The following is a 13,308-nucleotide window of genomic DNA, read 5'->3' as shown; positions in this document are numbered from 1 at the left end:
TGTTTCAGGGTTGTAACCTGGAGCACCCTTTTTATAGAAGCCAGTGCTTAATAATAAAAGGTTAAAAAAACCAGAGCAGTACTCTGCTCTGGTTTGATGGGATAATCATTTTTTTATGATGCGTAAATGTTTTATCTCTGGGTCCTCAGGGCCTTGAACCGGAAGTCCGGCCTCGATGTTTTTCCGGATGTAATTGATATTATCTTCAGTAATCAATTCTCCTGGAATGAAGATCGGAATTCCAGGCGGGTAAACCATGATGAATTCAGCGCTGATTTTGCCGACAGATTCCTCAATGGGAACCACTTCGGTTTCTGCATAAAATGCCTCCCTGGGTGATAAAGCCAGCGGTGGTGTATCAGGAAGCAGGACTTCGATCTTTTCATGTTCAGCCGCCATTTCCTTAAACTCATCCGCTAAGTCTCTAAGGGCAGCGATCAGCAGGTCCGCTTCTGTTTTTGTGTCTCCAGGTGTTATCAGGCAAAGGATATTGTACAAGTCGGAAAGTTCCACTTCGATATTATGCTTTTCACGAAGCCATTTCTCAACGTCGTATCCGGTTATATTCAATTCCTTGATGGATATGATCAATTTTGTCGGATCATAACTAAAGGCTGCCTCGCTCTCGAGAATTTCGCTGCCGACACAGTAAAGATAAGGAATCTCATTAACGGCCTCACGGATATACCCTGCGAGATTGATCGCTTCATCGATCATTTCCCTGCCTACTGTCGCAAGTTGTCTTCTAGCCGTATCCAGGGAAGCCAGAAGGATATAGGAGGTTGAGGTGGTTGTGAGCATGCTCAATATGGCTTGAACACGATTTGCGGAAACCAATCCAGTCTTAACATTCAATATGGAACTTCCCGTTAGTGAACCGCCCAGTTTATGAACACTAGTAGCAGCCATATCCGCTCCAGCCTGCATGGCTGACATCGGCAAGTCTTCATGGAAGTGTATATGGACACCATGTGCTTCATCTACGAGTACTGGGATTTTGTGGGAATGGGCAACTTCCACTATTTTTTGCAAATCAGCCGAAATGCCGAAATAGGTGGGATTGATGACAAGCAATCCTTTTGCATCGCTATGTTCCCTTAAAGTTTTTTCAACGGCATCAACGGTGATTCCGTGCGAAATGCCCAAATCCTTATCTATTTCAGGATTGATGAAAATGGGAACAGCTCCGGAAAATACAATGGCAGACATTACGGATTTATGTACATTCCTTGGGACGATGATTTTGTCCCCAGGTCCGCAGACTGTCATGACCATCGTCATGATTGCTCCACTTGTTCCTTGAACGGAAAAGAATGTGTGATCTGCCTCAAAAGCTTCGGCGGCAAGATCCTGAGCTTGTTTGATGATCCCCTTTGGCTGATGGAGATCATCGAGTGGGGCGATATTGATTAAATCTATCGATAATGCATTTTCTCCAATGAAATTACGGAAATCAGCGTCCATTCCTTTTCCTTTTTTATGACCTGGAATATGAAATTGAACGGGATTTCTTTTTGCATGCTGCAATAAGGCAGTGTATAAGGGTGTTTCATTCTGTGACAATTCTTTGTGGCCCCTTTTCAGTAAAATAGGTACGAAATATGGGAGGTTTTACTCCCTTTCTATTAATGATCGTATGTTTCTCTGATTCCATTCGTATGGTTAGCAAGCTTGTGGATAGACATAAAACATATGAATTATAGCACGTCTTATAATAAATGCCTAGAGTGATTTAATGTCCTGACTTAAACAATTTATATATGTCTTTGTCTTTAAGGAGACCAATAAAATTATCAGCAGTTTATAACTATCCATTTTCCTAGTATTAACTTGATTTACTCAAGAATTCTTCTTTTTTTATATTGTATGTGTGAGTTAAAAATTGAACGGGTAAACAATATTTGCCATAATGAAGCTAATGATTTGGATTCAGCTAAATAAACAACCCAGCAAATGAAAAGGGAGATGAGGAGTTTGAAGTGGGAAACGCGTGTGACCGATTTGTTAGGTATTCAATACCCAATTGTACAGGGGGGATTGGCCCATTTAGCATATGCCGACCTAGCTGCGGCAGTGTCGAATGCAGGCGGGCTAGGGCAGGTGACGGCCATGTCCTTGGACACCCCGGAGCAGCTGATAGAAGAAATAAGAAAAACAAAATCATTGACGGATAAACCGTTTGGTGTGAACTTTGCGATCGGCCAGCATGGGAGGCCTTATGAACACATGCTTGAAGCAGCCTTGAAAGAGGGAATTGCAGCTGTTTCCGTAACCGGCGGCAACCCTGGCCCTTTTCTTGATTACGTTAAAGGCACTCAAGTGAAAAAACTGGTGCTTGTTGCTGCAAGAAGGCAGGCAATGAAGGCTGAACAGCTTGGTGCAGATGCAGTGATGGTAGTTGGTCAGGAGGGCGGAGGACATTTAGGGCGTGATGATATTGGAACCTCCGTGTTAATTCCTCAAGTTGTGGACTCCGTTAAAATTCCAGTCATCGCGTCTGGTGGTTTTGGCGATGGACGCGGTTTGATGGCAGCGTTGGCGCTTGGTGCCGAAGGAATCGAGATGGGAACACGTTTCATAGCTGTCAAGGAGTGTGTTCATGCACATGAATTATATAAAAATGCCTTGGTTTCCGGCACGGAAAATGATACCGTTATCATCAAGCGGTCCATTGGTGCACCAGCCAGGGTAATTGCAAACAGCTGGACCGATAAGATTCTTGATATTGAAAAAGAAAACGGCGGATATGAACAATTGAAGGAATACATAAGTGGAAAAGCGAATCAGCGTTATATTCATGACGGAGTCGAAGGTGAAGGCTTTGCCTGGGCTGGACAAGTGATGGGGCTGATTCATGATGTACCATCGACTGCTGAACTATTCAGTCGGATTATCGACCAGGCGGAAGCAATTCGGTCAAAATGGGCAGACTGAAGATGCATGGTCCGCCGGACAACATGAAAAACTATCTAGAAGGAGCGTGTTTAGGATATGGATTATCAATATCCAATGGATCTTGATTGGTCTACTGACGAAATCGTAGATGTGATTAAATTCTTTGAAGCAGTAGAAAAGGCTTATGAAAATAAGATACAAAAGGAAGAATTCATGAAGGCTTACCGAAGATTCAAGGAAATAGTCCCCGGTAAGGCGGATGAAAAAAAGTATACGGATGAGTTCGAGTCAGTCAGCAGCTATTCAGCCTATCTTGTCATTAAGAAGGCAAAAGGAATCGATGACGGGGAATGGATAAAAATGAAACATTAAAAATATAATTTTTCGAAAACTCCATTGACTTACTGAAAAGATTGTTTTAACATAATAATCAAGAAAAAGATAAAGGCAGTGACGAAGAAGAGTACCTTAATGATGTTCTGCAGAGAGCCAGTGGTTGCTGAAAACTGGTGAACGAAATTAAGCGAATGGACTTCCGAGCCCCAAACCGAAACGGATGAACGGAGTAGGCTTTGGCGATTATCTCATCGTTAATGGAGATAGGCATGTTAATGCCGTAAAGTGAGCTAATTTAGCTAATTAAGGTGGTACCACGGGTTCCTCGTCCTTTGGATGAGGGCCCTTTTTGCGTTTTTTTTTGAAAATGATAATTAAATCTATGAATGAGAGTAGTAATCTTTTTAGATGCGTCACAGAGAGCCGGAATAGGTGGAAACCGGTACGATATAAGAAGATGAATGGACTTATGAGTGGTTTCTTGAAAATAAGTAGGGAAACTCGGCTGCCACCGTTAAAGGGTAATCGCAAGAATTCAATTCTTGCTTGAGAGGGAAAAATGATGCATTTTTCCAACTTGAGGTGGCACCGCGGTATACCGTCCTCTGCAGACACATATTTGTGTTTGCAGGGGATTTTTTTATTGGAATTTCAATATATATACCTTTTAAAGAAAAATATCCAGAGGAAATGAAGACCTGGTCATTTGGCCAAAAGGGTTTTCCCTCCGGGGGAATAAAAGAGCTCATAAGAATCGGGAGGGAATCAAGAGATGAATAATTTGGATGAAAAAAAAATACTCCGTTTCAAAATGGATACAATTGAAGGGGATATCCATACACCCATTGCCATATTTCAGAAATTAGATGGTGACCAGAAGTTTTTATTGGAAAGTTCGAATTCGCATCATGACAACGGCCGCTACTCATATCTAGGTTCAAAACCTTATTTGGAGGTGACATCGCTTGCTGACCGAGTAAATGTGAAAGACATTGAAACAGGTGATCAAATCGTTAAGGACATCAATATCATCGAGTTTCTAAAAAAAGAATTATTAGTGGAAATAGAAGAGGTTCCCACACATCTTCCGCCATTTAACGGTGGCGCAATCGGATATATGGGCTATGATATCATTCGTCTTTATGAAAATATTGGTCCGGTTCCTCCTGATTCATTGCAAATGCCTGATGCTCACTTTCTTTTTTATAAAGAACTGTATATATTCGATCATGTTCTGCAGAAGATCCATCTTTTGACTGCTGAAGAGGATAGTGAAAAAAGTTTATTGGGAATGAAGGATAAAATAAATCAGGCAAGCAAGCCGTCAAAGGAAATATCGTCGGAATATTTGGAATTCAAATCGAATTTCAGTCAGGGTGAATTCGAGAAAATGGTCCTTGAAGCTAAATCGGCTATCATAGCTGGTGAAGTGTTCCAAGTCGTTTTATCACAAAGGTTTAAAGCGGACTTTGATGGGGAGCCTTTCGATGCTTATCGTCGTTTGCGATTAGCCAACCCCTCTCCTTATATGTTTTATATAGAATTTGGTGACTATACAATCATTGGGTCTTCTCCAGAAAGTTTAATCAGTGTTTCATCAGGAACGGTTCATGTTAATCCCATTGCCGGCACAAGGCCGAGAGGGAAAACGGATGAAGAAGATAAGGGCTTCGAAAAAAGCCTGCTGATGGATGAGAAGGAACTTGCCGAGCATAAGATGCTTGTTGATTTAGGTAGAAATGATCTTGGCAGGGTTTGCGAAATCGGTTCAATCCACCTTACCGAGGAAATGGAAATTCAAAGATATCAGCATGTCATGCATATTGCTTCGAAGGTTAGCGGAAAGCTTAGGGAAGGGTACACGAGTTTAGATGCACTGACGGTCTGCCTTCCTGCCGGAACAGTTTCAGGTGCTCCTAAAATCAGGGCAATGGAGCTGATCAATGAACTGGAAAATTGTAAACGAGGGATGTATTCGGGCTCGATAGGCTACATAGGTTTTGGAGGGGATCTTGATATGGCTTTAGCCATTCGGACGATGATCATTAAAGATGGCAAGGCCTATGTACAGGCAGGGGCAGGAATCGTATATGATTCAGATCCAAATACGGAATATGAAGAAACACAAAATAAAGCACGCGCTTTAATGGAGGTTCACACTAGATGATTTTATTAATTGATAACTATGACTCGTTCACTTACAACCTTTATCAATATTTAGGTGAAGTGGAAAAAGAAATCGTAGTAAAAAGGAATGACGAAATCACCCTTGCGGAAATTGAGGAACTGAATCCAATGGCAATCGTCATATCCCCGGGACCGGGCAGGCCCGAAGATGCTGGAATCAGTATGGAGATCATCCGCAATTTTTATGAGAAGGTTCCGCTATTAGGCATTTGTTTGGGGCACCAGGCCATTGGGGCGGTTTTTGGAGCGAATGTTGTTGGGGCGAAACAAATCATGCATGGGAAAACATCGGTAATCGAACACGATGGAACAGGTGTTTTTGCCAAACAGGACTTACAATTCCCGGTAATGCGCTACCATTCCCTTGTGGTTGAAAGGGCGAGTTTGCCAGAAGAACTGACTGTGACGGCAGTGGCACTGGATGATGGGGAAATCATGGCCCTTAAACATCAGGAATTCCCTCTCTACGGTTTACAGTTCCACCCTGAATCAATAGGGACGAAAATCGGCAAGGAATTATTACATCGATTTTATGAGATTGCCGGTACCTTTCAATCAGAGAAGGAACAATCCATTCTATAAAACAAAAAACGACTGGGGGAGTTAGCGGTGAAGGATTATTTAGCGAAGTTAGCAGAGCGTCAAACATTGACGGAAGAAGAGATGAGCAGAGCAGCCCAATCGTTATTTTCTAAAGATATCTCCGAAAGCGAGATGGCAGCATTCATCATTGCCTTAAAAGCCAAAGGGGAAACGGCAGGTGAAATAGCAAGCCTTGTCAGAGTCATGAGAAAAGAAGCAAGAAGTGTACAAACAAGCTCCCTTAATGTAATGGATAATTGCGGAACGGGAGGAGATGGGTCACAAAGCTTCAATATAAGCACAGCATCGGCCTTCGTGCTTGCTGGGGCCGGTGTCAAGGTTGCCAAACATGGAAATCGCAGCATTTCAAGCAAAACGGGAAGTGCGGATGTGTTGGAAGCATTAGGCGTTAATTTGTACTTGGAGCCTGACATGTTAAAGGAACTGTTGGAGGAAAATGGGATCACATTCTTATTTGCCCCATCTGTTCACCCTAATATTGCAAGGATAATGAAAGTGAGAAAAGAACTGAAAATCCCGACGATATTTAATCTTATCGGTCCTCTGACAAATCCAGTCCAACTCGACACGCAATTAATGGGAATCAATCGACGCGATATGCTCGAGCTTTTTGCGGAAGTCCTGCATAAATTGGGCAGGAAACGCGCAGTCGTGATAAATGGTGCCGGGTTTATGGATGAAGCGAGCCTGCAGGGTGAAAACTCACTCGTCCTTTTGGAGCAAGGTGATATTATCCGATTTACGCTTCATCCTGAAGAAGTGGATCTGCCTGTTTACGGAAATGATGCCATCCGTGGCGGTGACGCCAAACAAAATGCCGATATCATGCTTAGGCTTCTCAAAGGGGAAAAAGGTGCATATCGTGATACCGTTTTATTGAATGCCGGATTGGGATTATACGCACATGGTACGGCAGCAACGATCAAAAAAGGAATCTCCATGGCCAAAGAAAGCATTGATAGCGGATCGGCTCTTGCAAAGTTAGAAAATCTGATTGCTTATGGCAATAGAAATAAGGTGGTCATGTAATGGAAAATATCTTAACGAAAATCATCGAACAGAAAAAGGTGGAAGTCGCAAAATTAAAAGAAAGGGCCTTAGATGATTCGGTCATGAACAACATAGTCAGACCATCTTTGGTGGAAAATTTGAAAACGGCTAAATCGATGGCGGTCATCGCGGAAATAAAACGGGCTTCCCCTTCAAAGGGGGACATTAAAATCAATGTAAATCCGATCGAGCAGGCCCTTTCATATGAAAGTGGCGGAGCTGCAGCGATATCTGTATTGACGGATGAGGTTTTCTTTAAAGGATCCATTGCAGATTTGAGAAACGTAAGCGAGGCTATACAAATTCCCAGGTTGTGCAAAGATTTCATCATCGATGAAATCCAAATCGATCGGGCCCATAGAGCAGGTGCGACTATCATTCTATTGATTGTGGCAGCACTTTCTAAAGAACGCCTTCATGAATTATATCAATATGCAAAAAAGAAAGGACTTGAAGTATTGACGGAAGTCCATGATGAAGCCGAACTGGAACGTGCTCTAGAGCTGAATGCAGAGCTCATAGGGATTAACAATCGGAATTTAAAGACCTTCAAAGTGGATTTGGCTGTAACGGAACGACTGGCGAAGTTACTTGATCCCAAACGCCATATCATTATCAGTGAAAGTGGGATCAAAACAAAAGAAGACGTGATGCGTGTGAAGGATGCTGGCGCAAAAGCGGTTTTGGTCGGGGAGACACTCATGACTGCATCAAATCTTCCGCACAAGATGGCCGAACTGCAAATGAGTATATAAGGAGATTAATATGTTAGTGAAAATCTGTGGGATAAAGACTTTGGCAGCTGCTCAGACTGCTGTTAGTTCCGGGGCAGACTTCATTGGTTTCATTTTTGCCGAGAGCAGCAGGAAGGTTGAGCCGGAGATAGTAGGAGATTTCGGAGCGAATCTAGCTGGTCATGTTAAAAAGGTCGGAGTGTTTGCCAATCAAACTGAACAAGAAGTGATAAAAAGTGCTGAAATTGCGGGATTGGATTATATTCAGCTTCATGGTAACGAGTCTGCCAGCTTTGCCCGCAGAATGCCCCTGCCGGTGATCAAGGCCTTTGCCGTCCATTCAGAGAAAGACCTTGAAAACTTGCATGAATACCCAGCGGATTATCTATTGGTCGATCTTCCTAAGAGCGCATCGGGCAAGGGATTGACTTTGGATTGGGACATGATTCGAAAAGCGGAACTGCCACTCGAGAAGGTAATTCTGGCAGGTGGGCTGACTCCGGAAAATGTCGGAAAAGCGATTAATGCCGTTTCACCATTCGCAGTTGACGTAGCAAGCGGTGTTGAAACAAATGGATTAAAAGATGCTGTAAAAATGAAAGCATTTATCAATGAGGCAAAAAATACAGCCGGAAAAGAGGAATGAATAAATGAACACTTATACACAGCCTGATAAAACTGGACATTTTGGAGCATATGGAGGCCGCTTCGTTCCAGAAACTTTAATGGCGGCGATTACGGAGCTTGAAGAAGTATATGAACAATCTAAAAATGATCCAGAATTCCAAAGGCAGCTAAGTTATTACCTGAAACAATATATCGGTCGGGAAACACCTCTTTATTTTGCGGAGAACTTAACGAAACTGGCTGGCGGTGCAGATATTTATCTGAAGCGCGAAGACTTGAATCATACCGGAGCCCACAAAATAAATAATACGATCGGCCAGGCTTTGCTTACTCAGAAAATGGGCAAGAAAAAAGTGATTGCCGAAACGGGTGCAGGACAGCACGGGGTTGCAACGGCGACTGTGTGTGCTTTGCTGAAGTTGGAATGCATCATCTTTATGGGAGAAGAAGATATCAGGAGACAGAAATTGAATGTATTCAGGATGGAGCTTTTGGGAGCCAAAGTCATATCTGTTTCACAAGGAAGCGGGACACTGAAGGATGCAGTAAATGAAGCGTTACGATATTGGGTGGCTAATGTGGATGACACCCATTATATAATGGGATCAGTTCTTGGTCCTCACCCATTCCCCGTTATTGTCCGTGATTTTCAAAGCGTGATAGGGAATGAAACTAAACGTCAATATTCTGAGGCGGTTCATTCCCTACCGGATGCAGTAGTCGCATGCATAGGCGGAGGAAGTAATGCAATGGGGATGTTTTATCCCTTCATTGAGGATGAAACGGTAAAATTATTCGGAGTGGAAGCGGCAGGGCATGGACTTAATACACCGTTACATGCTTCAAGTTTGACGAAAGGGAAACCTGGGGTGCTCCACGGGGCATTCATGTATGTTTTGCAGAACGAGGACGGTCAGATCCAGGAGGCACATTCTATTTCGGCAGGGCTGGATTATCCAGGGGTAGGGCCTGAACATAGTTACTTAAAAGATACGAATCGGGTGAAATATACTTCAGTAACCGATGATGAAGCCTTGGAAGCCCTAGCGATGCTGTCAAGGGAGGAAGGGATCATCCCTGCTTTAGAAAGTTCACATGCCATTTCCTATGGTTTAAAGCTTGCTAAAGAAATGGAGAAAGGAACAGGACTGGTGATTTGCCTGTCCGGCCGTGGTGATAAAGATGTTGAAACGGTCCAATCATTGATGGGGGGTAGTGAACATGAATAAATTAACAAATGCGCTTGAAGAATGCCAAACAAAGCAGGAAAAAGCATTCATACCATATATCATGGCAGGTGATGGAGGTCTTGATCGGTTAAAGAGCCAGCTTCTTTTCCTTGAAAACAGCGGGGCAACTGCCGTTGAACTAGGAATACCTTTCTCTGACCCTGTCGCTGATGGACCCGTTATCCAACAAGCTGGAATCCGTTCTTTGAAAAATGGAACAACTTTAAAAGATGTCCTGAAAAAAGTAATGGAAATCAAAAATGATGTGAACATCCCCATTATTTTAATGGGATATACGAATTCAATCCTGGCATATGGACTTAAAGAGTTTACGACTGACTGTCTTCAAGCAGGAATTTCCGGGTGCATCATCCCCGATTTACCGCTTGAAGAAGAAGCCATCTTTTCATCAATCAAAACTGCAGGGATCGTTCTTATCCGACTTGTGACACTCACGTCTTCGCAAGAGCGCATCACTGAGATAACCGCAGGGGCGGAGGGCTTCATCTACGCAGTTACAGTCAAAGGCATCACAGGTGCCCGTGACGCCTTCGGAGAAGAACTTGGAGGCTATTTAAAGAAGGTGAAAGAGATAAGTCCGGTTCCCGTTCTTGCCGGGTTCGGCATATCGACTCCAGAGCATGTCCGTGATGCCATACAATACTGCGATGGAGTCATTGTCGGCAGCAAGATCATCGAATGCTTCGAGACAGGCAAGGAAGACCGAATTAGAGACTTGATTCAAGCAAGCAAAGGCTTAGTGCAAAAATAGGGATGGAGAGACTCCCAGGCTGCCCTTAGTTTATAGGCAAAAGGAGTTCTATCTTAAAACATAGTTGATTGGGGGCGGGTGTACGAGACTTTGGCGGAAAAGCGTGTATCAGTGGAGACCCCGCAGGTGCAAAAGCGCCGGATCGCTCGTGGAAAGCGAGTGCCTGGAGGCAACGGTCAACAAATTTTTAAAAACCTAAAAAAACTGTAGACAAACCCAATAGATGATCGAGTTTGTCTACAGTCTGAGGAGAGCTTTAAGGCTCTCCTTTTATATTATCCAGTTTTTGTTGGATCCGAATAGGAATCAATGTGTTTAATTTAATTGGTATAAGGGTAAAAGATGTTCAAACGCATCTTGAATGGTTTCAATGAAATCATCATCTTTTAACTTAATCGTGTCATCACGGGAAATTTTTATACCGCATAGGATTTCGGCTTTCTTTACCGTTTGCAAACGGGTGAACATTGAATTCAAATCATCTACTCCAAGACCATCATGAGGGATGACATCAGGTTTTGTATGGTCCATTGACCAAACATAATGGGAGGGAATGCTATTCACCAATCGGTCTGCCTGCTGCTCCAGATGCTTTCCGATTTCCATTTTATTAGGGGCTTCGTAAATGACGGCATACCAGATGAACATATGCGTTTCCCATAACCCGATTTGGAAATGCGGCATCATTTTATAACCTCTGCTATTGGCAGCAAAAGCAACCCATGTATCATTAGGGGGATTCACTGTCCGTCTAGCATGCTTTGCAACGTGAGGGTGCATTTCATCGCCGGTCATAACTGAGAGCTTTTGAGAAAAGTGCTCTCCTAGGGCTTGTAATTTAGGCTGGATCCGTTCTTTTAAAGCATCCATGCGCGGTTCCAATCCATCAATTTTAAAAACATCAAAATCATCTGCTGTAAAACTTGCTATATTCATTTTCATCTCTCCTACCGTAATATCTGCACATATTGTAGCATAAGTAAAAGTAAAATTTAAAAAATACGATTCGGGTTGGCAAAGTAAAATTCCTTATAGGTTATAGCACAAATTAGTTGCTATTTGAGGTAGGAAGTCATATGATAATATAAATTCAGAAAATTACGTTAATTAACGAAGGGAGAATGTTAATTATGAAACAAGTCATGAACCAAGCATTAAAAGCTAAAGAAGTTGAAAGACATAGAGCTGCAGTGTTAAGAATGGAAATGGACTATGAATTAGCAACCCTTTTTGAAGCAATCGGTGAAGAGAATGACCAAAAGAGGTCACAATGCAAGCAAAGACTAGAACGCATCCGCTTGGAATTGTTGAAACTGAAAGCCTTGTAAATGATTGGCTGCAGAGACCTTGAAGGAGAATGAATTAAGGAAATGAATCAATTTCAATACAAGGAATTTTATTATAGATAACGGACACTTTATTTTATTAAAAAATAATGTGTCCGTTTTTCATTAAATGTCCAATATATATAAGGTGGAATTTCATTTGGGCTCGAGTCCCTTTAATAAGGAAGGGGAACGTCAATTAAAGGAGAATATTCTTGCTGGCTAAATCATGATTACGATTAATGGATGGGCAGTCAAGGAAACTTCTTTCCTCATCAGTTAAAAAAATGGAAAATTTAAGATGTTAAAAGCTTGAAGGCAAGCTATATTTGCTTTAATCTTTAAAAGAGGATCATTTTAATGTAGTTTCTGATCATAAAGGACGGGGATATTATAATGGCATCGGTCAAGGAAATGGATACATATGCGAAGTTATGGATGAAAGAAGCAGGTAATAGGCTAAGGGCGTCCTTCAAAACCAAGTTGAATATTGAAATGAAAACGAATCCGAATGATTTGGTAACTAATATGGATAAGGGGATAGAAAAGTTTTTTTGCGAAAAAATCGGCGAAGCTTTTCCAGAACACCGCATTTTTGGTGAAGAGGGAATGGGCAATGATATTAAAGACCTAAAAGGTACGGTGTGGATCATCGATCCAATTGATGGAACTTTGAACTTCATTCATCAACAGAGGAATTTTGCGATTTCTCTTGGGGTTTATGTGGATGGCATCGGAAAGATTGGCATGGTTTATGATGTTTTTAGTGATGAATTATATCATGCGATTAAGGGAAAAGGAGCATTTCTGAATGATCAAAGGCTCCCATCTCTTGAAGAGGCATCGGTAAACAAAGCGATCATTTCCATTAATGCAAGCTGGGTAACGGAAAACCGGAGGATCGACCCTAGTCTTTTGGCCCCGCTGGTCCGGGATGCAAGAGGAACACGTTCTTATGGTTCGGCAGCGTTGGAGCTGGCATTCGTGGCCGCTGGAAGGATTGATGCATACATAACCATGAGACTCATGCCTTGGGACTTTGCCGGGGGAGTTTTGCTGGTCGAGGAAGTGGGCGGGGAAGTTAGTAATGTTAAAGGTGACAAATTGGATTTTTTAAAAGGCGACTCGCTTTTCGTATCAAAGCCAGGGCTACACAAAGAAGTATTTGACAAATACTTATCAGGAAACTCCAGCCGTTAGTATCAAGGACTGATTGCGGCCATGATAAAAGTCTCGGATAGAAATTATTAACAAAAAAAAACTCGCTGTCTGTCAGCGAGTTTTTTATATTATAACTTCCCGGCTTCACGTAATTTCTTCTTCTGGGTGAAACCGAACCCCATGATTCCGCAAAGAATAACGATTGCAGCTAATATTCCAATCAAGCTTTTTTCAGCAATGAAGATGCCAATGGAGCCAATGCTTGATGTTGCCAATACAGCTAATATTAAGAAATTCCATTTAATGTTCATTAATATCACCCCTAATATATCTATTGTACATAATTTCTGTATTTGTTTCTAGTATGTTTGTGATATAATATGTAAGTT

The 13,308-nt window shown here is 42.2% G+C and carries 14 protein-coding genes and 2 other annotated features; of the genes, 11 read left to right on the top strand and 3 right to left on the bottom strand.

Going from position 1 to position 13,308, the window contains the following annotated elements:
• Positions 1-105: 105 nt before the first annotated feature.
• A complete protein-coding gene (locus A6755_RS19685; protein ID WP_063591716.1) occupies positions 106-1,563 on the bottom strand; it encodes an aminotransferase class I/II-fold pyridoxal phosphate-dependent enzyme in 1,458 nt (485 codons plus the stop codon).
• A gap of 411 nt (positions 1,564-1,974) precedes the next feature.
• On the opposite strand from A6755_RS19685, the gene A6755_RS19680 reads away from it, so the two are divergent.
• The 9 genes from A6755_RS19680 (at position 1,975) to trpA (ending at position 10,433) form a co-directional block, all read left to right on the top strand.
• Positions 1,975-2,934, top strand: a complete 960-nt coding sequence (locus A6755_RS19680) for an NAD(P)H-dependent flavin oxidoreductase (RefSeq protein WP_063591715.1) — start codon at positions 1,975-1,977, stop codon at positions 2,932-2,934.
• Between the two features lie 57 nt (positions 2,935-2,991).
• Positions 2,992-3,267: a UPF0223 family protein gene (locus A6755_RS19675; RefSeq protein WP_063591714.1), complete on the top strand. Its 276-nt coding sequence runs from the start codon at positions 2,992-2,994 to the stop codon at positions 3,265-3,267.
• A gap of 69 nt (positions 3,268-3,336) precedes the next feature.
• Positions 3,337-3,567, top strand: a binding site (T-box leader).
• A 37-nt stretch (positions 3,568-3,604) separates the two neighbouring features.
• Positions 3,605-3,840: a binding site (T-box leader), on the top strand.
• A gap of 163 nt (positions 3,841-4,003) precedes the next feature.
• Complete coding sequence (gene trpE, locus A6755_RS19660) at positions 4,004-5,398, top strand: anthranilate synthase component I (protein WP_063591711.1); 1,395 nt, start codon at positions 4,004-4,006, stop codon at positions 5,396-5,398.
• On the top strand, positions 5,395-6,000 hold the full coding sequence (locus A6755_RS27215) for an anthranilate synthase component II (RefSeq protein ID WP_063591710.1): 606 nt from the start codon (positions 5,395-5,397) through the stop codon (positions 5,998-6,000). Before trpE ends, A6755_RS27215 begins: the two co-directional genes overlap by 4 nt.
• 27 nt (positions 6,001-6,027) lie before the next feature.
• Positions 6,028-7,050, top strand: a complete 1,023-nt coding sequence (trpD, locus tag A6755_RS27210; RefSeq protein WP_063591709.1) for an anthranilate phosphoribosyltransferase — start codon at positions 6,028-6,030, stop codon at positions 7,048-7,050.
• Positions 7,050-7,826: an indole-3-glycerol phosphate synthase TrpC gene (gene trpC, locus A6755_RS27205; RefSeq protein WP_063591708.1), complete on the top strand. Its 777-nt coding sequence runs from the start codon at positions 7,050-7,052 to the stop codon at positions 7,824-7,826. The genes trpD and trpC overlap by 1 nt, the downstream gene beginning before the upstream one ends.
• Before the next feature lie 10 nt (positions 7,827-7,836).
• Positions 7,837-8,451 (top strand): phosphoribosylanthranilate isomerase, encoded by a 615-nt coding sequence (locus A6755_RS27200; RefSeq protein WP_034314026.1) that lies wholly within the window; start codon positions 7,837-7,839, stop codon positions 8,449-8,451.
• A 4-nt stretch (positions 8,452-8,455) separates the two neighbouring features.
• Positions 8,456-9,661 (top strand): tryptophan synthase subunit beta, encoded by a 1,206-nt coding sequence (gene trpB, locus A6755_RS19635; protein ID WP_063591707.1) that lies wholly within the window; start codon positions 8,456-8,458, stop codon positions 9,659-9,661.
• Complete coding sequence (gene trpA, locus A6755_RS19630) at positions 9,654-10,433, top strand: tryptophan synthase subunit alpha (protein WP_063591706.1); 780 nt, start codon at positions 9,654-9,656, stop codon at positions 10,431-10,433. Before trpB ends, trpA begins: the two co-directional genes overlap by 8 nt.
• A 315-nt stretch (positions 10,434-10,748) precedes the next feature.
• Here the strand turns inward: trpA and A6755_RS19625 are convergent, their stop codons facing one another.
• Positions 10,749-11,369 (bottom strand): YktB family protein, encoded by a 621-nt coding sequence (locus A6755_RS19625; protein ID WP_063591705.1) that lies wholly within the window; start codon positions 11,367-11,369, stop codon positions 10,749-10,751.
• A 194-nt stretch (positions 11,370-11,563) separates the two neighbouring features.
• On the opposite strand from A6755_RS19625, the gene A6755_RS19620 reads away from it, so the two are divergent.
• Both A6755_RS19620 and A6755_RS19615 read left to right on the top strand, forming a co-directional pair.
• Positions 11,564-11,761, top strand: coding sequence for a hypothetical protein (locus A6755_RS19620; protein WP_034314018.1), 198 nt, complete (start codon positions 11,564-11,566; stop codon positions 11,759-11,761).
• Between the two features lie 393 nt (positions 11,762-12,154).
• Positions 12,155-12,958: an inositol monophosphatase family protein gene (locus tag A6755_RS19615; RefSeq protein ID WP_063591704.1), complete on the top strand. Its 804-nt coding sequence runs from the start codon at positions 12,155-12,157 to the stop codon at positions 12,956-12,958.
• Positions 12,959-13,047: 89 nt separating this feature from the next.
• On the opposite strand, the gene A6755_RS19610 is transcribed toward A6755_RS19615, so the two are convergent.
• Positions 13,048-13,230 carry a YlaF family protein gene (locus A6755_RS19610; RefSeq protein ID WP_034314013.1) on the bottom strand — a complete coding sequence of 61 codons (183 nt, stop codon included), beginning with the start codon at positions 13,228-13,230 and terminating at the stop codon, positions 13,048-13,050.
• Between the last annotated feature and the right edge of the window lie 78 nt (positions 13,231-13,308).

This window comes from Peribacillus frigoritolerans, assembly GCF_001636405.1.
Classification (GTDB): domain Bacteria; phylum Bacillota; class Bacilli; order Bacillales; family DSM-1321; genus Peribacillus; species Peribacillus frigoritolerans.
Note: the sequence above shows the minus strand (reverse complement) of the source record. Positions and strands in the feature narration are given on the sequence as shown.

Bases quoted from the DNA above. Each gene is read 5' to 3' on its own strand.
- A6755_RS19675 (WP_063591714.1), top strand. From the start codon at position 2,992: ATGGATTATCAATATCCAATGGATCTTGATTGGTCTACTGACGAAATC.
- trpE (WP_063591711.1), top strand. From the start codon at position 4,004: ATGAATAATTTGGATGAAAAAAAAATACTCCGTTTCAAAATGGATACA.
- A6755_RS27215 (WP_063591710.1), top strand. From the start codon at position 5,395: ATGATTTTATTAATTGATAACTATGACTCGTTCACTTACAACCTTTAT.
- trpC (WP_063591708.1), top strand. From the start codon at position 7,050: ATGGAAAATATCTTAACGAAAATCATCGAACAGAAAAAGGTGGAAGTC.
- A6755_RS27200 (WP_034314026.1), top strand. From the start codon at position 7,837: ATGTTAGTGAAAATCTGTGGGATAAAGACTTTGGCAGCTGCTCAGACT.
- trpB (WP_063591707.1), top strand. From the start codon at position 8,456: ATGAACACTTATACACAGCCTGATAAAACTGGACATTTTGGAGCATAT.
- trpA (WP_063591706.1), top strand. From the start codon at position 9,654: ATGAATAAATTAACAAATGCGCTTGAAGAATGCCAAACAAAGCAGGAA.
- A6755_RS19625 (WP_063591705.1), bottom strand. From the start codon at position 11,369: ATGAATATAGCAAGTTTTACAGCAGATGATTTTGATGTTTTTAAAATT.
- A6755_RS19620 (WP_034314018.1), top strand. From the start codon at position 11,564: ATGAAACAAGTCATGAACCAAGCATTAAAAGCTAAAGAAGTTGAAAGA.
- A6755_RS19615 (WP_063591704.1), top strand. From the start codon at position 12,155: ATGGCATCGGTCAAGGAAATGGATACATATGCGAAGTTATGGATGAAA.
- A6755_RS19610 (WP_034314013.1), bottom strand. From the start codon at position 13,230: ATGAACATTAAATGGAATTTCTTAATATTAGCTGTATTGGCAACATCA.